12 protein-coding genes and 2 pseudogenes are annotated in these 17,534 nt (G+C 74.3%); 2 read left to right on the plus strand and 12 right to left on the minus strand.

Annotation, left to right across the window (positions count from 1 at the left end):
- The first annotated feature begins 3 nt into the window (after window positions 1-3).
- Window positions 4-1,623, plus strand: coding sequence for a penicillin-binding transpeptidase domain-containing protein (locus BS73_RS17310; RefSeq protein ID WP_051940041.1), 1,620 nt, complete (start codon window positions 4-6; stop codon window positions 1,621-1,623).
- Between the two features lie 45 nt (window positions 1,624-1,668).
- On the opposite strand, the gene BS73_RS17315 is transcribed toward BS73_RS17310, so the two are convergent.
- Together BS73_RS17315 and BS73_RS17320 are read right to left on the minus strand one after the other, a co-directional pair.
- Window positions 1,669-3,270: a N,N-dimethylformamidase beta subunit family domain-containing protein gene (locus BS73_RS17315; RefSeq protein WP_200886707.1), complete on the minus strand. Its 1,602-nt coding sequence runs from the start codon at window positions 3,268-3,270 to the stop codon at window positions 1,669-1,671.
- A 137-nt stretch (window positions 3,271-3,407) separates the two neighbouring features.
- The gene (locus BS73_RS17320) at window positions 3,408-3,905 is read right to left on the minus strand and encodes a VOC family protein (RefSeq protein WP_037573511.1); all 498 of its coding nucleotides are present in this window, start codon (window positions 3,903-3,905) and stop codon (window positions 3,408-3,410) included.
- Between the two features lie 152 nt (window positions 3,906-4,057).
- Here BS73_RS17320 and BS73_RS38265 point away from each other — a divergent pair, with 152 nt between their 5' ends.
- Complete coding sequence (locus BS73_RS38265) at window positions 4,058-4,549, plus strand: YbaK/EbsC family protein (RefSeq protein ID WP_161789739.1); 492 nt, start codon at window positions 4,058-4,060, stop codon at window positions 4,547-4,549.
- 203 nt (window positions 4,550-4,752) lie between these two features.
- On the opposite strand, the pseudogene BS73_RS39615 reads toward BS73_RS38265, so the two are convergent.
- The 10 genes and pseudogenes from BS73_RS39615 to BS73_RS34745 all read right to left on the minus strand — a co-directional run.
- A pseudogene (locus BS73_RS39615) lies at window positions 4,753-5,364 on the minus strand (glycosyltransferase 87 family protein); the annotation flags it as partial.
- 483 nt (window positions 5,365-5,847) lie between these two features.
- The gene (locus BS73_RS17330) at window positions 5,848-6,609 is read right to left on the minus strand and encodes a response regulator (RefSeq protein WP_265736863.1); all 762 of its coding nucleotides are present in this window, start codon (window positions 6,607-6,609) and stop codon (window positions 5,848-5,850) included.
- Window positions 6,602-8,074, minus strand: coding sequence for a sensor histidine kinase (locus BS73_RS17335; protein WP_051940043.1), 1,473 nt, complete (start codon window positions 8,072-8,074; stop codon window positions 6,602-6,604). Before BS73_RS17335 ends, BS73_RS17330 begins: the two co-directional genes overlap by 8 nt.
- Window positions 8,075-8,146: 72 nt before the next feature.
- Entirely contained in the window at window positions 8,147-9,643 is a 1,497-nt protein-coding gene (locus BS73_RS17340) for an APC family permease (RefSeq protein WP_322987273.1), read from the minus strand.
- Between the two features lie 169 nt (window positions 9,644-9,812).
- The gene (locus BS73_RS17345) at window positions 9,813-10,931 is read right to left on the minus strand and encodes a PfkB family carbohydrate kinase (protein ID WP_037573514.1); all 1,119 of its coding nucleotides are present in this window, start codon (window positions 10,929-10,931) and stop codon (window positions 9,813-9,815) included.
- 153 nt (window positions 10,932-11,084) lie between these two features.
- A complete protein-coding gene (locus BS73_RS36290; protein ID WP_235215686.1) occupies window positions 11,085-12,473 on the minus strand; it encodes a penicillin-binding transpeptidase domain-containing protein in 1,389 nt (462 codons plus the stop codon).
- Between the two features lie 489 nt (window positions 12,474-12,962).
- Window positions 12,963-14,279: pseudogene (locus BS73_RS36295) on the minus strand (FtsW/RodA/SpoVE family cell cycle protein); the annotation flags it as partial.
- A 143-nt stretch (window positions 14,280-14,422) separates the two neighbouring features.
- Window positions 14,423-15,901 (minus strand): sensor histidine kinase, encoded by a 1,479-nt coding sequence (locus BS73_RS17355; RefSeq protein WP_037573515.1) that lies wholly within the window; start codon window positions 15,899-15,901, stop codon window positions 14,423-14,425.
- A gap of 68 nt (window positions 15,902-15,969) precedes the next feature.
- Window positions 15,970-16,710, minus strand: coding sequence for a response regulator transcription factor (locus BS73_RS17360; protein ID WP_037573517.1), 741 nt, complete (start codon window positions 16,708-16,710; stop codon window positions 15,970-15,972).
- 149 nt (window positions 16,711-16,859) lie between these two features.
- Entirely contained in the window at window positions 16,860-17,528 is a 669-nt protein-coding gene (locus BS73_RS34745; protein ID WP_152617636.1) for a histidine kinase, read from the minus strand.
- Window positions 17,529-17,534: the final 6 nt, after the last annotated feature.

A 17,534-nucleotide genomic window follows, 5' to 3' on the forward strand; every position in this document is an offset into this window, starting at 1 on the left:
ATCGTGGGGGTCGTCGCAGCGGGGATCCTCGGCTTCGGCGGGTACGGCGCGTACAACATCCTCCACGCCCTGACCGACACCGGCGGAAGCTCCGGCACCAGCATCGGGACGGTCGGCGGCGCGCCCAGCACCTCGCAGGCGACCGACCTGGCCCACAAGTTCCTCGACGACTGGTCGGCCGGGCGGGACGACCAGGCGGGCAGCGAGACGGACAGCCCGCAGACCGCGCAGAGCGCCCTGGACGCCTACCGCTCGGACCTCGGCGTCCAGTCGCTGACGTTCGGTCAGGTCTCGGCGGAGGCCGGCGGCGACACCGACCACCCCTCCGACGTCCGGGTCTCCTTCCAGGCCTCGCTGAAGCTCGGCTCCGGCATCGGCGCCTGGTCGTACGACGGACGCCTCGACATCACCAACGACGCCGGGCAGGCCCGGGTGCGCTGGGACAACGACGTTCTCTACCCCGGGCTGAAGGACAGCGAGAAGCTCATCGCCGGCTCGATCCCGGCCAGCGGCACGGAGATCACCGACCGGCACGGGACCGTGCTGGACACCACCGCCGACCCGTCGCTGGGCCCGATCGTCTCCGCCCTCTCCGACAAGTACGCGGGCCAGCTGAACGGCACCCCGGGCAAGGGCATCGCCGTCGTCGCCGCGGAGAGCTCCAACGGGCAGGGCAGCGCGGTGACCAAGCGCGTCCTCAAGTCCGTGACCCAGCCCAAGCCGGCGACCCTCCGCACCACCCTGGACGCGAGCCTCCAGGCCGCCGCCGAGAAGGCGGTACGGCTCCCCGAACTCAAGGGCCTGCCCACCGCGCTGGTCGCCATCGACCCCTCGGACGGGCAGATCCGGGCGGTGGCGGACCCTAGCGGGACCACGGCGCTGACCGGTCACATCGCTCCCGGGTCCACCTTCAAGCTGATCACCTCGGCCGCACTGCTGGACAAGGGCGGGCTCTCCACCAGCAGTCCCGCCACCTGTACGCCCACCGTCATGGTGAACGGTGAGACCTTTCACAACGTCGACAACGAGTCCGCCAGCGGCTCCACCCTCGCCCGGGACTTCGAGATGTCCTGCAACACCGCCTTCATCCGGCTCGCCGACAACCATCTGGGCATGACCGACATCAAGGACGAGGCGGACGGCGTCTTCGGCCTGGACGGTAACTGGCAGGTCGGCGTCCCCACCCCGGACGGGGCGGTCCCCGACCCCGGCGGCAGCCGGAACGAGCGGGCCGGCGACGCCATCGGCCAGGGCCAGGTCGCGGTCAGCCCGCTCACCATGGCCTCGGTCACCGCCACCGTCGCCTCCGGGACCTTCCGCCAGCCCGTGCTGTTGCCGAGCCTGCCGCAGACCCCGGCCGCCCGCTCGCTCTCCCCCTCCGCCGCGGCCGCCATCCGCTCGATGATGCGCGGCACCGCCCAGTACGGCACCGCCGCCCCGCGGCTCTCCGGCTTCAGCGGGGTCGGCGCCAAGACCGGCACCGCCGAGGTCGGCGACGGCACCAACGGCTGGTTCGTCGCCTACGACAGCCGGATCGCGGTGGCCGCGGTCACCCTCGGCGGCCACACCGGCGCCGACTCGGCCGGCTACGCGGTCAAGTCCCTTCTGAGCTCGGACGGCTGACGGTACGTCAGGGCGGCGTCAAGGCGCGTCGAGGCGGCGGGGCGGCTAGGCGTAGACGCCCTTGAGGTTGTCCCGGGCCGGCCTGGTGTGCCCGGCCGGCCCGGCGGCGAAGGCGCGGAAGAGGTTCTCCGTGGTCCGGGTGACGAAGAGCCTGGTCCGGGCGTCCATCCCGTGGTCGCGGCCGTCGTCCCTGGTCCCGGCCATCAGGCCCTCCACCCAGCGCATGGTGCCGCTGCCGAAGACGCCGGCGCCGCTGCGGGTGCTGTAGTACGCGGAGTCCGAGAAGCTGTGCCGGCCGTTGCAGACCAGCGGCGAGTGGGCCAGCACCTCGATCGGCCGCGGGGTCGGCACCTCCGGGGTGACTCTGTCGTACTCGACACCGACCAGGTGGGCGAAGGAGTCCCCGCGGCGCACCCCGGTGCCCTCGTACAGCCAGTGGTCCGGGGTGTGGACGACGTAGGGGGCGTCCGTCGGGTAGCCCTCGTAGTAGACGCCGGTCATCGAGGACTCCGGGTCGGCGGCCGGGGGCTCGCGGAAGTCGGTGGAGACCAGTTTGCGGTCCCGGAAGTACTCCGGGTCGTTCTGCCAGTCGGTCTTGTAGCAGACGACCGAGCGGTTGGCGCCTCCGCCGCGGCCCTTCTCCAGGCGGACCCGGCGGAAGCAGGTGTTGGCGCCGAGGAAGGCCAGGTTGGTGCCGGCGTCCCGGGCCCGGGTGACGGAGGCCCGCTGCTCCGGCGTCCAGTACTCGTCGTGGCCCAGCGAGAAGAGCGCGGTGGCGCCGTGCAGCACGGTCGGGTCGAGGTGGACGTCGATGCCGGTGGTGTAGGCGAGCGGGATGCCGAGCCGCTCGGCGAGGACCACCGCGGCCCGCTCGTACACCATGAACTTCTCCGCGCCGCTCGAGTCGTACGGCCGGTCGAAGGTGACGGAGAGCGAGCGGGTCGCATATGAGCCGTTCTCGCCCTGGTAGAGGCTGTAGCCGCCCCACAGGTTGTACGCCTGCCAGGTGGCCGGGGCGTGCATCAGCAGGGTGCGGCCGTCGGCGGAGGCCGAGCGCACCACCATCGGCACGTACCGCTGGTGGCCGTGCTCGCCGTCGAGGCGGAGGAGGTAGGCGCCCTCGGGCCAGCCGTCCGTGCCGACGGTCAGGTCCTGGTCCCAGCCGGCGTGGACGGTGCGGGTGGCCGGGAGGAAGGCGGCGGGCGACTGGCGGCGGCCGGCCACCCGGTCGGAGCGCCAGACCAGGCGGGCCTGGTCGCCGTGGTACCAGCCGACCCGGTAGGCGGAGACCCGGAAGGCGTCGGCGGTGGTCGAGACGTGCAGCCCGAAGGGCTCGCCGGGCAGGACGCTGACCTTGTCGGTGTAGCCGAGGATCGCCTCGGCCGGGCCCTGGGAGGTGATCCGCCAGTCGGGGCTGCCGGGGCGGTCGTTCTCGGTCAGCACGGAGGGGCCGTGGCCGGTGCCGGCGGAGGCGTCGCCGGCGGCGGCCGGGCCCTTGTGCCCGCCCGAGTCGGCGGAGCAGGCGGCGATGCCGAGACCGACCGCGCCCGCGGCCACTCCGGCGGCCCCGGCGGCGAGGAACCGCCGCCGCCGAATGCCGCTGGGGCGCGCCGGCTCTTCGTTTCCGGGATTTCCGTCCTGGACCATCTGCCACTACCTCGCGGACCGCTCTCGACGCCGATGCTTTGTCCACCATCCTGCTGCAGGTCAGCGAGGCCCGGCGGCCCGAACTACGCTCACTTACCCAATGCTTGACTGGGAGTCGGGGCGGGAGCGGGCCGGCCTCAGGTCGCCGAGCCGGCGGCGGCGCCGGTGGCGAGTCCGCTGCCCCAGCGGCGGAGGGCGTCCTGGAGGTCCAGCGGGAGGACGCCCGCCCCGCCGTCCGCCGGCCAGTCCTCGCGCGGGACCCGCCACATCACCTCGAACTCGATCCCGTCCGGGTCCTGCGCGTACAGCGACTTGGACACGCCGTGGTCGGACTGGCCGACCAGGGCGTCGCGGCGGACCAGCTCCTCGCGGGCGGCGGTCAGCTCGCCGAGGGTGCCGACCTCCCACGCCAGGTGGTAGAGCCCGACGCTGCCGCGGGAGGGGGCCGGGGCGCCCCCGCCGAGGGCGAAAAGCCCGAGGTCGTGGTCGTTCAGGCTGTCCGGGGCGCGGAGGAAGGCGGCCCGGCCGGGGATCTCGGCGGCCACCCCGAAGCCGAGCACGGCGGAGTAGAACTCCACCGACCGGCGGACGTCCCTGATGTACAGCACGGCGTGGTTCAGTCGGCGCACGGCCATGGTGGCTGCTCTCCTCGGTTCGAAAATCCTCTTCCTAGCAAGATACCTCGTTCACGGGCGGAACGGAGCGGGGCGGAGCGGGCGGAACGGAGTGGCGGCGGCCCCGGAAACCGATTGCCCGGCGGGCGCCCCGCTCGCTACCGTCCCGGACCATGGCAACCTCCCGCACCAACGGCGGCGGTGGCGCCGCCCGCTTCCGGTCCGCCCTGGAGGCCACCGGCCTCAGCCCTGAGCAGCGCTCGTTCCCGGAGTCGACGAGGAGCGCGGTCGAGGCCGCGAACGCGATCGGCTGCGAGCTCGCCCAGATCACCAAGTCCCTCGTCTTCCAGGTGGACGGGGAGCCGGTGCTGGTGCTGATCGACGGGGCGTCCCGGGTGGACCCCCGCAAGGTGGCGGCGGCGCTCAGCGCCGAGCGGGTGGAACGCGCGGACGCGCGGCTGGTCCGCGAGGCGACGGGGTACGCGATCGGCGGGGTCGCGCCGTTCGGCCATGCGACCCGGCTGCGGGTGCTGGCGGACGAGGGGCTCACCCGCCACCAGATCCTGTGGGCGGCGGCGGGGACGCCGAACGCGGTCTTCTCCCTGACCCCCGCCGAACTCTTCGCCCACACGAAGGCCGTACTCGCGGACGTCTCAGCGCTGTGATCCCCCCGCCTCGGAGGCAGGCCCGAAGGGCCGCCTGAGGGCCGCGGGGAACCCCCGCCCAGCCCGCCACCGCAGGGTGGCGCCGCCGCGCGGGGCCACACCAGGAGGACGGCCGGGAGGCCGAGGTAGCCGAAGCGGCCGGCCGGGGCCAGCAGAAAGGCCGCGGCCAGGCCCACGGCGAGGCGGTCGGCCGCCTGCCTGGCGGTGTGCGGCGGCCGGGCCAGCACCCACCAGGTGACGGCCAGGGCGCAGGCGGCCAGCAGGCCCAGCGCCGCCGCGCGCCCGGAGGGCCCGAGTTCCGCCAGCACATGCCCCGGCATCGGGCTGGACGCCGGCGTCCGCACCCCCGCGAGTCCCAGCGGGAAGAGCACCACCTGCCGGTACATCGCCCGCGGCGCCCGCAGCGCCACCGGCACGATCAGCGCCGCCGTCCCCGCCGACGCCGCCAGCCCGCAGCGCAGCGGGTCCCCCCGCCGTCCCCGGAGCAGCAGCAGGGCGATCGGCACCGCCGGCCACGCCGTCCACTTCAGCCCGCAGGCCAGTGCCAGCACCAGCCCGGCCGGCACCGCCCGCCGCCGCGCCGCCAGCGCCGTCCCGAGGCAGCAGAGCCCGATGATCGGCAGGTCCACACCGCCGACTGCGGCCGGTAGCGCCACCAGCGGAGAGGCGACCAGCGCCCCCAGCGCCACCGCCAGCGCCCCGGCCCCGCGGTCGGCGTCCCGCGGCCGCAGCAGGTACCAGGACGCCGCCAGCGAGACCGCGAAGACCGCGAGGAACCACAGCCGCGGATCGCCCACCAGCCCGAACAACGCCATTGCCGGGAAGTAGGGGTGATAGTCCGTCACCCACAGCGGGTGCTCCAGGTACGGCGAGCCGGTGTGCAGCAACAGCCGCGCGGAGTCCCGCACCACCGGCACCTCGGACTGCGCCCAGCCGTTCTGCCGGATCAGCAGGTACGGCACCACCAGCGCCCCGGCCAGCCCGGTCGCCACCGCCGCGCCCGCCGCCCACCGCCGCGGCAGCAGCAGTGCCGCCGCCCCCGCGAGGGCGTACCCCGCGCCCGCCGCCGCCCCCCAGAGCCGCTGCGTGCCGAGGTGGGAGAGCAGCGGGAAGCCGGCCGCCCAGCCGGCCGCCACCGCGCAGCCGAGCACCCAGGGCCCGCGCCCGCGGATCTGCGGCTCCGCGCTCTCGACCCGTCGCCGGCCCGGGACCAAAACCGGAGTGATCGTCACATCTACCGACTCTAGGAAGGAAAGACTGACGAGTCGTCACACCACGGGGGCGTTTCGCCCTCCCTCTCAGGTCTCCTCTCCCGGCGAACCGGTGAGGCCGTTCTCGTAGGCGAAGACCACCGCCTGCGTGCGGTCCCGCAGTTCGAGCTTGGCGAGGATCCGGCCGACATGGGTCTTGATGGTCTGCTCGGAGAGGAAGAGGTGCTCGGCGATCTCGCCGTTGGAGAGTCCGCGGGCGACCAGCCGCAGCACGTCCAGCTCCCTGCCGGTGAGCGCCGAGACGGCCTCCGGCCGCAGGCTGCCGGAGCGGCGGCGGCGGGCCACGTCGGCGATCAGCCGGCGGGTCACGGAGGGCGCGAGCAGCGCCTCGCCCGAGGCCACCACCCGGACCGCGGTGACCAGGTCCCGCGCGGGGGCGTCCTTCAGCAGGAATCCGCTGGCGCCGAGCGCGAGCGCCTCGTAGACGTACTCGTCCAGGTCGAAGGTGGTGAGGATGAGCACCCGGGGGACGCCCTCCCCGGGTCTCGGGGGATCCGAGGCGCCGGCGGGGGCGGGGGCGCCGGCGGCCTGAGCGCCGTCCTTGCCGAGGATGCGGCCGGTGGCGGTGAGCCCGTCCATGCCGGGCATCCGGATGTCCATCACCACCACGTCCGGGCGCAGCCGTTCGGCCAGCGCCACCGCCTGGCGGCCGTCGCCGGCCTCGCCGACCATCTCGATGTCCGGCGCCGAGGAGAGCACCGCCCCCAGGCCGTCCCGCACCATCTCCTGATCGTCGACGAGCAGCACCCGGATCGGCCCGCCGGGCTCGCGTGAGGGCCGCTCAGCCACCGCTTCTTCCAAGTCGCACCTCCGGCAACTCCCCTGCCCCGCCTTCCCTCCGGTCACCGGTCGGCGCCTCGGCCGGGGCCGACTGCCGGGTCAGACGGCCGAGCGCGCCCAGCGCCGAGGTGCCCGCGGCCTCCGGTGACGGACCGTCCAGCGGCAGCACGGCGGTGACCTGGAACCCGCCGTGCTCGCGCCGTCCGGCCGCCAGCGTGCCGCCGAGCATCAGCGCCCGCTCCCGCATCCCGGTCAGCCCGTGGCCCCCGCCCGCGGCGGGGGGCGGCGGAGGCGAGGCCTCCAGGTCCGGGACGGCGGGCACCCCGTCGTCGCTCACCCGGACCAGCAGCTCTCCTGGACCGTGTACCACCTCGACCTCGACGGTCGCGCCGGGCGCGTGCCGGCCCGCGTTGCTCAGCGCCTCCTGGACGATCCGGTACGCGGAGACGTCGACCACCGCCGGCACCGGCTCGTGCCCCGCGGCCAGCGTCAGGTCGACCCGCATCCCGGCCGTCCTGGCCGCCCGCACCATGTCCGGGATCGAGCGGATGCCCGGTTGCGGGGCGCGCTGCACGTCCTGCCCGTCCTCCTCCCGGAGCAGGCCGATCACCCGGCGCATCTCGGTGAGCGCCGTGGTCGAGGCCTCCCGGATCGCCCCGAAGGTGCGCAGCGTCTTCTCCGGCAGCCCCGGCTGCTTGTACGGGGCCGCCTCGGCCTGGATGGCGATCATCGACATGTGGTGGGCGACCACGTCATGGAGCTCGCGGGCGATCCTGGCCCGCTCCTCCAGCACGGCCTGCCGGGCCAGGCCGAGACGGCGCTGCTCCTCGGCCCGTACGAGATGCCGCTCGGCCTCCTGGCGGGAGTGCACCGACTCGCCGACCACCAGCACCAGGGTGACCGCGACCGCGGCCACCGCCATCACCACCGGCGGCAGTCCGACCAGGAAGAACGCCGGGAGGAGCACCCCGCAGGCGGTGAGGAGGTCCATGCCGATGGCGATGTCCCGGCCGTGGGCGAGGGCGGCGCAGAAGACCATCAGGAGGTAGGCGACGCAGCCGCTGATGGTCCACGGCCAGAACGGCGAGGGGGCGTGGCCGACCTCGGCGAAGGTGGTGAGGACCATGCCCACCGAGGAGATCCGCCAGGCGGTCAGCGGCCGCGCCGCGGCCAGCGTCAGCGGGAAGACCTGGAGCGCGGCGAGCGCCCAGGCGAGCGGCCCGAGGGAGCCGAACACCAGGTCGTTGAGCTGGAGTTCGGCCGTCCAGGCGAGGGCGGCGACCCCGGCGATCCCGGCGGCGGCGAGCACCCGCCGGGCGCGCGGGTGCGCCGGGATCACCACCGTGAGCAGCCGCGGCGCCGGAACCGCGCGATCCGGTGCGTACCAGGCCGCGCGGCCCGCGTAGCCGAGGACCCGCCGGGTGCGCGCGGCGGCTCGACGCAGGACTCCTGACGCGGCGGCGGATCCGTCCATGGTGCGTCCAGAGTATGCCGGGAGCGCCCCCGGCGATTCCTCCTCGGGAAGGACACGCCTGCGGGCACCGGCTCAGGAGTGGAGCTTCGCATGGCGCACGCTGTAGCCGAAGTAGACCACCGCCGCCCCCGCGAGCCACGCGCCGAACGCGGCGTACGTCTGCCAGTGGAGGCCGTAGATCAGGTACGCGCAGAACGCGACGCTCAGCACCGGGACCACCGGGTACCCCGGGACCTTGAAGCCCCGCGGCAGGTTCGGCTGGGTCCGCCGCAGCACGATCACGCCGATCGAGACCACCGAGAACGCGACCAGGGTGCCCATGCTGGTGAGGTCCGCCAGCTCGTCCAGCGGGACGAAGCCGGCCAGCAGCGCCACGCCGATGCCGACCACCCAGGTGTTCCAGACCGGCGTACCGGTCCGCGGCGAGACCTCGGCGAAGCGGCGCGGCAGCACGCCGTCCCGGCCCATGGTGTAGAGGATGCGGGTCTGGCCGTAGATGACCACCAGCGTGACGCTGAAGATCGAGACGATCGCGCCCAGCGAGAACATGACGGCCGGCCAGCTCGAACCGGTGACGTTCTTGAGGATCTGCGCCAGCCCCGCGTCCTGCCCCTGGAAGATCGTCCACTTCTGGGCGCCGACCGCGGCCAGCGCGACCAGGATGTAGAAGAGGGTGACCACCCCCAGCGCGATGATGATCGCCAGCGGCATGGTCCGGCGCGGGTTGCGCACCTCCTCGCCCGCGGTGGAGACCGCGTCGAGGCCGATGAACGAGAAGAAGATGCTGGACGCGGCCGAGGTGATGCCGGCGAAACCGAGCGGGGCGAACGGGTGGAGGTTGCCGGAGTGGAACCCGGTGAAGCCGATGCAGACGAAGAGCACCAGCACCAGCAGCTTGATCGCCACCATCACCGCGTTGGCGGTCGCCGACTCCCGCGCCCCGCGCACCAGCAGCAGGCAGCAGAGGCCGACCAGCACCATCGCCGGGACGTTCACCACGCCGCCGTCCCCCGGCGGGGCGGCGATCGCCTCGGGGAGGCTGAAGCCGAAGGCGTCCGAGAAGAACTCGTTGAGGTACTGCCCCCAGCCGACCGCGACCGCCGAGGCGGAGACCCCGTACTCCAGCAGCAGGCAGGCGCCCACCCCGAAGCCGACCGCCTGGCCGAGGGTGGCGTACGCGTAGGAGTAGGAGGAGCCGGAGACCGGGATGGCGGAGGCCAGCTCGGCGTAGCAGAGCGCGGTCAGCCCGGCGGTGATCGCGGCCAGCACGAAGGAGACGATGACGGCCGGTCCGGCCTCGGGGACCGAGGTGTTGAGGACGAAGAAGATCCCGGTGCCGATGGTGGCGCCGATGCCGATCGCCGAGAGCTGGGCGAGGCCGATGGTCCGGCGGAGGTGGCCGTGGCCGGCCTCGCCGTGGGCGGCCTCCTGGGCGGCGGCCGCACCGCCCTCCTCGATGCTCTGGCCGCTCTCCGCGATCAGGGCGGAGATCGGCTTCCGGTGCAGCATCCGGGCGCCGATCCCGGGGGTGGGGACGGGGCTGGGGGCGCCGGGGGTTTCGGTGCTCACGTGCGATGGTCCTCTGAGCCGTGGCGCCGGTGTCGGCGCCGTTTGTGGTGCGTCGGCTCGCAGCCGAGCGCGTCGGGGTCTCCACACGCCGGGTCAAGCCGCCGCATAATATACGCATAGATGTATGAATATAAGAAACGCCGCAGGTCGGGGCGCTCCTGACACATCGTCATGCGGAACCCCGGCTGGTGATCCTCTCCACCTCCTCCCTGGTGGGGAGCGCGGACAGGCCCCGTACGCCGCCGTGGGCCACCAGCGCGCCCGCGGCGCAGGCGAACCTGGCCGCCTCGTGCAGCGGCTCCCGCTCGGCGACGGCGACCGCGAGGCCGGCGCAGAAGGCGTCCCCGGCCAGGGCACCCCAGCGCCCGCCGGCGTCCACCGCGCCGGCCCCCGCGCCGGCCCCCGCGCCTGCTTCCGCACCGGCCGCCGTCCCCGGCGTCGCGGTCGGCGTCCCGGCCAGCGTCGCGGACGGCATCGCGGCCGGCGGGGGGATCAGCAGCACCGCGCCGTCCTCCACCACCAGCGCCCCCTCCGGCCCGAGCCGGACCACCACCGAGGCGGGGCCGCGCAGCGAGCGGGCCGCGTCCGCCACGGCGTGGAGGTCCGGCAGGTCCTCCGGGGCGGCGCCGACCACCGCGGCCAGGCCGTCCCGGTCCGGGACCAGGACGTCGACCATCGCCAGCAGGTCGGCCGGCACCTCGCCGACCGGCCCGGGGATGAGGAGAACCGTTCCGCCGGCCAGCCGGGCGGCCGCGGCGGCGGCCTCGTCCGGAACGCCGGGGGCGCCGGGGTCCGCGAGGGCGCCCCTGGCACCGGCGCCGAACCGGTCGCCCGCGCCGCCGTGCTGAAGGAGCGTCACCTCGGCGTCCCGTAGCAGCGCCCCGGCGGCCGCGCAGTCCTCCGCGGAGAGCTCGGCGTTGGCGCCCGGCGACACCGCGGCGGCCTGCCCGCCGGCCGACTCGCCGTCCGGATGGAGGGTGATCCGCTGGCCCGTCATGACGTCCACCGAGCCCATCAGCCAGGCGACGTCCACGTCCTCCTCGGCCAGCGCCGAGCGGGCCAGCTCGCCGTCCGGGTCCGCGCCCACCCTGCCGAGGATCGCCACCCGTACGCCGCCCAGGCCCCCGGTGCTGCCGACGGCCAGCCGGGCCGCGGCGAGCGCCTGCCGCAGGCCCTGGCCGCCCGGCCGGCGCGCGGCGGGCCCGCCGACCACGGTCTCGCCGACGCCGGGCAGCCGGGGGACCGCCAGCGCGGTCTCCACGGCCACCCCGCCCACCACCGCGATCATGCCCGTCCCCCTTCGGCGCGCGGCAGCTCCGCGCGCGCCCGGGTCTCGGCATCCGCGTCGTTCATCGGCCGTCCTCCGCTGGTCGGTCTGCTGCTGCGATCGATCCTTCCCGAGCCGCTCGGCCGACCGCCAGCCGGTCAGCCGCTCGGGCGGTCAGCCACTGAGGACCGCCTGCATCACCGAGCGGGCGATCGGCGCGGCCAGGCCGCCGCCGCTGACGTCCGCCCGGGCCGCGTTGCTGTCCTCGATCACCACCGCGACCGCCACCGGCGAGCTGGACGCGCCGGACGGCCGCGCCCAGGAGATGAACCAGGCGTACGGCTTGCCGCTGTTGTCCACGCCGTTCTGCGCGGTACCGGTCTTGCCGCCGACCGTCACGCCGGGGATCTGGGCGCTGGTGCCGGTGCCCTTGGCGACCACGTTCACCATCATGTCCTGGAGTTCGCCGGCCACCGTGGAGTCGATCGGGTGGGAGTAGGTCTCCGGCGCGAACCTCTCGATCGCCGTGCCGTCCGACCGGTCCAGCTCGCTCACCAGATGCGGCTTCATCAGCGTCCCGCCGTTGGCGACGGCCGCCGCGACCATCGCCATCTGCAGGGGGGTGGCGGCCGTGTCGTACTGCCCGATCGAGGAGAGGGCGAGGAAGGCCTGGCTGGTCAGGCCGGTCGGGAAGACGCTCTTCGAGACGCCGACCGGGATGGTGAGACCGCCGTCGTCGAAGCCGTACGCCTGGGCCGTCCTCACCATGTCCTGCTCGCCGACCTCGTCGCCGAGCTTGGCGAAGACGGTGTTGCAGGAGACCTGGAGGGCGTACATCAGGGTGGCGTCGGTGCAGGCGTCCTGGGTGGACTCGTTGGTGATCGGGTGGTCGGTGTCCGGCGGGGTGTACGGGTTCGGGCTGGTGGTGGCCGCGTTGACGTCGGTGACCACGCCCTTGTCGAGAGCGGCCGAGGCCGTCACGATCTTGAAGGTGGAACCGGGCGGATAGGTCTGCCGCAGCGCGCGGTTGAGCATGGGGGTCGCCGGATCGTTGTTCAGCGACGTCCACTTCTGCTGGGCGGCGCGGTCGCTGCCGGCGATCAGGGACGGGTCGTAGGAGGGCGTCGAGGCGAGGGCGAGGATCGCGCCGGTGCTCGGGTCGATCGCGGCGACCGCACCGCGCGCGGAGCCGAGTCCGCTGAAGGCGGCCTGCTGGGCCTTGGGGTCGATGGTGGTCTTCACGTTCCCGGCGGCCACCTGCTGACGGGTGATCGCGTTCCACAGCGGGTAGCGGGCGAGCCGGGAGTCGGTGCCGTTGAGGATGGCGTCCTCGACGCCCTCGATCAGCGTGTTGCCGTAGATCTGCGAGGAGTAGCCGGTGACGGGGGCGTAGAGCGGGCCCTGGGTGTAGGTGCGCTGGTACCTGTAGGCGCCGGAGGTGGCCTTGCTGCCGGTGACGGGCTGGCCGGCGACGAGGATGTCGCCGCGCTTCTGGTTGAAGCGCTGGATCGCGTTCCGCTGGTTGGCCTGGTTGTTCTGGTAGTGGTTCGCCTGGACGAACATCACCCGGGTGAGGTTGGCGAGCAGGATCAGCACCAGCACCAGGCAGAAGGCCCCGACCCGCCGCCCGGTACGCGACAGCGACAACCGCCGGGCGCCGGCGGCAAGCCCTTGGCCTTCCGCCCCGTCACCCTTCCTACTCACCCCGCCCCCTCCCCTCGCCGTCCCCGGCAGCCGCCCCACCGGACGCGCCCCCGCCCCGCCGGAGCCGCCACCCGCCTGCGGCGAAGCGCCCGGGGCGGGGTCGCCGCCATCGGATCCGCCGGAACGGCCGCCCGACCGCGACGAGCCCGCCGAGTCCGGACCGCCGGCGCCGGGCGCGGCGGAGCCGCTACCCGCCTGCGGCGAGGCGTCCGGGGCAGGGTCGGTGGTGCCATCGGAATCGCCGGAACGGCCGGCCGGGGTGGGAGCGTCGGCGCCGGGCGCGCCCCCCGGCGGGGTGGGCTCGGTCGGGAGGGGTGGCGGGGTGGGGATCGGGTCGAGGGGGGTGAGGGGGCGGCGGGCGACGTCGCTGAGGCGGATCAGGAGGGCGATCAGGACCCAGTTGGTGACCAGCGAGGAGCCGCCCTGGGCGAGGAACGGCATCGTCATGCCGGTCAGCGGGATGAGGTCGCTCACCCCGCCCGCCACCACGAAGACCTGGAGCGCCAGCAGCGCCGCCAGCCCGATCGCCAGCAGCCGCCCGAAGGGGTCGCGGAGGGCGATCCCGCAGCGGACCCCGCGTCCCACCAGCACCGCGTAGACCAGGAGCAGCGCGGCCAGGCCGACCAGGCCCAGCTCCTCGCCGTAGGTGGCCAGGATCCAGTCCGCGTTGGCGGCGAAGCCGATCAGGTAGGAGTGCCCGAGCCCCAGCCCGGTGCCCAGCAGCCCGCCCGCCGCGAAGGCGAAGAGGGACTGGGCGAGCTGGCTGGTCCGCCCCTGCTCGGTGCCGGCCAGCGGATGCAGCCAGTCCTCCACCCTGCTGTGCACATGCGGCTCCAACCCGCCCACCACCACGGCGAGTACGGCGACCATCACCACCCCGACCGCGATCCACCCGCTGCGCCCGGTGGCCGCGTACAGCATCACCACGAAGAGCCCGAAGAAGATCAGCCCGGTGCCGAGGTCCTGCTCCACGAAGAGCACCAGCACGCAGGCCGCCCAGACGGCCAGCACCGGCCCGATCACCCGCGCCCTGGGCAGCTCGATCCGCCAGATCCGCCGCCCGGCCAGCGCCAGCGACTCGCGGTTCACCGCGAGGTACGCGGCGATGAAGATGGCCAGCAGCAGCTTGGCGATCTCCCCCGGCTGGAAGGAGAGCGGCCCGATCTTGATCCACACCTTGGCGCCGTACACCGCCGGCATCCCGATCGGGATGACCATCAGGATCAGCCCGACCAGGATCCCCACATACGCATAGCGCTGCAGCACCCGGTGGTCCCGCAGCAGCCACACCACCAGGATGAAGAAGAGGACCCCGATCGCGGACCAGACCAGCTGGGTCGGCGCGGCCGAGGTCCCGGCCGCGTGGTCCAGGCGGTAGATCACCACCAGTCCGAGCCCGTTGAGGAGCACCGCGCACGGCAGCAGCAGCGGATCGGCGTACGGCGCCCGCAGCCGCACCGCGAGGTGCGCCAGCAGCGCCAGGACGCCGAGCCCGGCCCCGTACTTGACGGTGTCCAGCGGGACCCGGCCGTTGAGGTTCGCCCCGACGTCGGCGTAGCCGAACGCGGCGACCAGCACCGCGGCGACGGTGAGCACCAGCTCGATCCAGCGCCGCTTCGGCACGGCGGCGGGAGCCGCGGGCTCGGCGGTCGCCGGGGCGGTCATCGGCGGTCCCTTCGTGGCGCGGGGTCTCGCATCCTGAAGGGGAATCTACCGACTGTGCGTCAGTTTGCAGGCGTTTGTCCGATATACACCGGACCGTGTCGCCAGGAGATCCCGGTCTCACACCTGACCCGGCGTCAGTTCCCTCACTCCCCCCGGTACGAGCCCGCCGGGCCGACCGAGAACCCGATCTCCGCCCCTCCGCCCGGCCGGTTGCGCGCGAAGACCCGGCCCCCGTGGAGCCGCGCCACGTCCTGGACGATCGACAGCCCGAGCCCCGAGCCCGGCAGCGAGCGGGCCGCCGTCGCCCGGTAGAAGCGGTCGAAGATCCGCTGCAGATCGTCCTCGTCGATCCCCGGCCCCCGGTCCAGGACGGTCAGCACGGGCCCGCGCACCACCACGGTGATCGGCTCGTCCATCGCCCGGCCGTCCGCCCGCCGCTGCTCCGGCCGGTCGAACTTGGAGGCGTTCTCCAGCAGGTTGGACAGCGCCCGCTGGATCGCCGCCGGCCGCGCGGTCACCGTGGCCTCCGGGTCGCCGGAGACCAGCACCCGGATCTCCCGGCCGTTCCGCCGCGAGGCCAGCGCGGCCACCCGCTCGGCCAGGTCCACCAGCAGGACCTCGACCGGCTCCTCCTCCTCCCGGCGGTCCGCCGCCAGCTCCACCAGCTCGTTGACCAGCGAGCTGAGCTCCCGGGTCTCGCTGGAGAGGTCCTCCAGGAGCGCCGCCCGCTGCTCCTCGGGCAGCCGGTCGTAGTGCTTGAGCGCGGCCAGGTTGGTGCGCAGCGAGGTGAGCGGGGTACGCAGCTCGTGGCCGGCGTCCTGGACCAGCCGCCGCTGGTCGTCCTTGGAGCGGGCCAGCCGGCCCAGCATGTGGTCGAAGGCCCGGCCGAGCCGGCCGACCTCGTCCCGGCCGGCCACCGGCACATCGGTGTCCAGCCGCCCGGTGGAGGCCACCTCCTCGGCCGAGCCGGTCAGCCGGACCAGCCGCCGGGTGATCCGCCCGGCCACCCACCAGCCGACCCCGCCGGCCGCGACCACCACGCAGAGCGCCAGCAGCGCGGTCCGCTCACGCAGGGTGTCCAGCAGGTCCTCGGTGGCGGACATCCGCTCGGCCAGCTGGACGGCGCCCCGGCCGCCACCGAGCGAGACCGTCACCACCTTCATGCTGTCCCCGGAGACCACCGCCCAGCGGTCGTGGATCAGCCCCCGCGAGGACGCCTCGGCGAGCCGCTTCTCCTGGACGCCGACCGGCAGCGGATCCGGCTTGGCCGGCACCGCGATCCGTCCCGCCCTGTCCAGCACCTGTATGGCCAGCCCGCCGTCCAGGGTCAGCCGGTCGTCGAGGCGCTCGCGCTTCTGGTCCGAGGCGGCGAAGTCGTCCGGCGAGAGGGTCTGCTCCTGGGTGGCCGCGACCAGGTTCTCCTGCGCCTGCTGGAACTCCTTCGCCCGGTCGTTCCGGATCAGGTTCGCCGCCGAGTCGTAGGTCAGGCCGCCGACCAGCAGCGCGACCAGGGCGGCCACGCAGGCGAAGGCGACCGCGAAGCGCATCCGCAGCCCGACCACGGGCGTGGCGTCCCGGAGGCGCAGCAGCCGGTCGCGCAGGCGGGCGCGGAGTTCGGTCATCGCGGATCGCTCTTCACAGGGGTTCTGTCAGTCTCCGGGCGGGGCCGCGGCGCACGGCCGCCTACCGCTCACGGCTCGCGCAGCGTGTAGCCGACGCCGCGGACCGTGTGGATCAGCTGCGGGGTGCCCGGCAGGTCGAGCTTCCGGCGCAGATAGCCGATGTAGACCGCGAGGTTCTTGGACCCGGGGCCGAAGTCGTAGCCCCAGATCCGGTCGTAGACCGTGGCGTGGTCGAGGACGATGCCGGCGTTCCTGGCCAGCAGTTCGAGGAGGTCGTACTCGGTGCGGGAGAGCTGCACCTCGGTGTCGCCGCGCCACACCCGGCGGGCCGTCGGGTCGACCCGCAGGTCGGCGACGGTGATCACGCTGTCCGGGACGGCGGAGACCGCGCTCGCACCGCCGTCGACCGCTCCGCCGTCCGAGCCGCCTTCGCCGCCCACCGCCACCGCCCGGCGCAGCAGCGCGCGCAGCCTGGCCAGCAGCTCCTCCGCCTCGAAGGGCTTGACCATGTAGTCGTCGGCGCCGGCGTCCAGCCCGGCCACCCGGTCGGAGGTCTCCACCCGGGCGGTCAGCATCAGGATCGGCGTGCGGTCGTTCTCCGCGCGGAGCACTCGGCAGACCGCCAGTCCGTCGATGCCGGGCATCATCACGTCCAGCACCAACACGTCCGGCTTGGCCTTGTGCACCGCGGCCAGGGCCTGGATCCCGTCGGCCACGCCGGTGACCTGGTATCCCTCCACCGTGAGAAGGCGTACCAGGGAATCGCGGATGGCTCGGTCGTCCTCGGCCAGCAGTACGGTCTGGGTCACGGCGGTGATTCTCTCCGGGGTCGGTGAGAGGGCGGTAAGGACGCCGCGCAGGACGTCCTCAGAGGGTCCACGTTAGAGCACCGGACTTCCCCCGGGACCCTCTCGCCGCCGGCCCGTCCCCGCCGTTCCCTGCGGGCGCCCGGCGCGGCCTACCGGTCGGCGTCCGGGCCCCGCCCGGACTGCGGATCGGGCTGCTCGGTGGCCCCGGCGGGGGCCTCCGCCGGGGACTGCCCGGCGGCGGTGGCCCCGGTGGCGGCCTCGCCCGCGGACTGCCCGGCGGCCGGGGCGTCGGCGTCTTCGCCGGGACGCCCGGCAGCGCCCTCGTCCGCCTGCTGCTCGGCCTGGCGCTCGGCCGCCTCGACGCCGGCCTTCACCTCGTCGGCGGGCCGCCGGGTGAGGGTCGCGCCGTACTTGGCGGCCAGTTGGTCGGCCGGGCCGCGGTCCTCCTCGCGGACCTCGGCCAGCACCGCCTGGGCGTGCTCCGGCAGGTCCACGGCCAGCACGGTGAGCGCCTCCGCGGCATGCCGGTAGGCGACGTCCTCGGCGTAGCCGGCGATCATGGTGCCGGCCACCCAGCCGATCAGCGCCCCCAGCGGGCCGCCGACCAGGCCGATCAGCCCGCCGGCGATGCCGACCCCCACCGTCGGCGCGCCGGCGTCGTGCACCCAGCCCTCCCTGAGCTGGAGCAGCCCCTCGGCGTCCCGCTCCACCCGGGCCGCCTGATGCGTCCCCGGCAGATGCTTGACCTCGGCGAACGCCTGGTCGGCGGTCTCCGCGTCGGGAAAGTCGAACGTCAGTATCAAGTGCTCTTTCGCCACGAGCGC

Origin of the sequence: Phaeacidiphilus oryzae TH49, assembly GCF_000744815.1 — a bacterium.
Lineage (GTDB): Bacteria > Actinomycetota > Actinomycetes > Streptomycetales > Streptomycetaceae > Phaeacidiphilus > Phaeacidiphilus oryzae.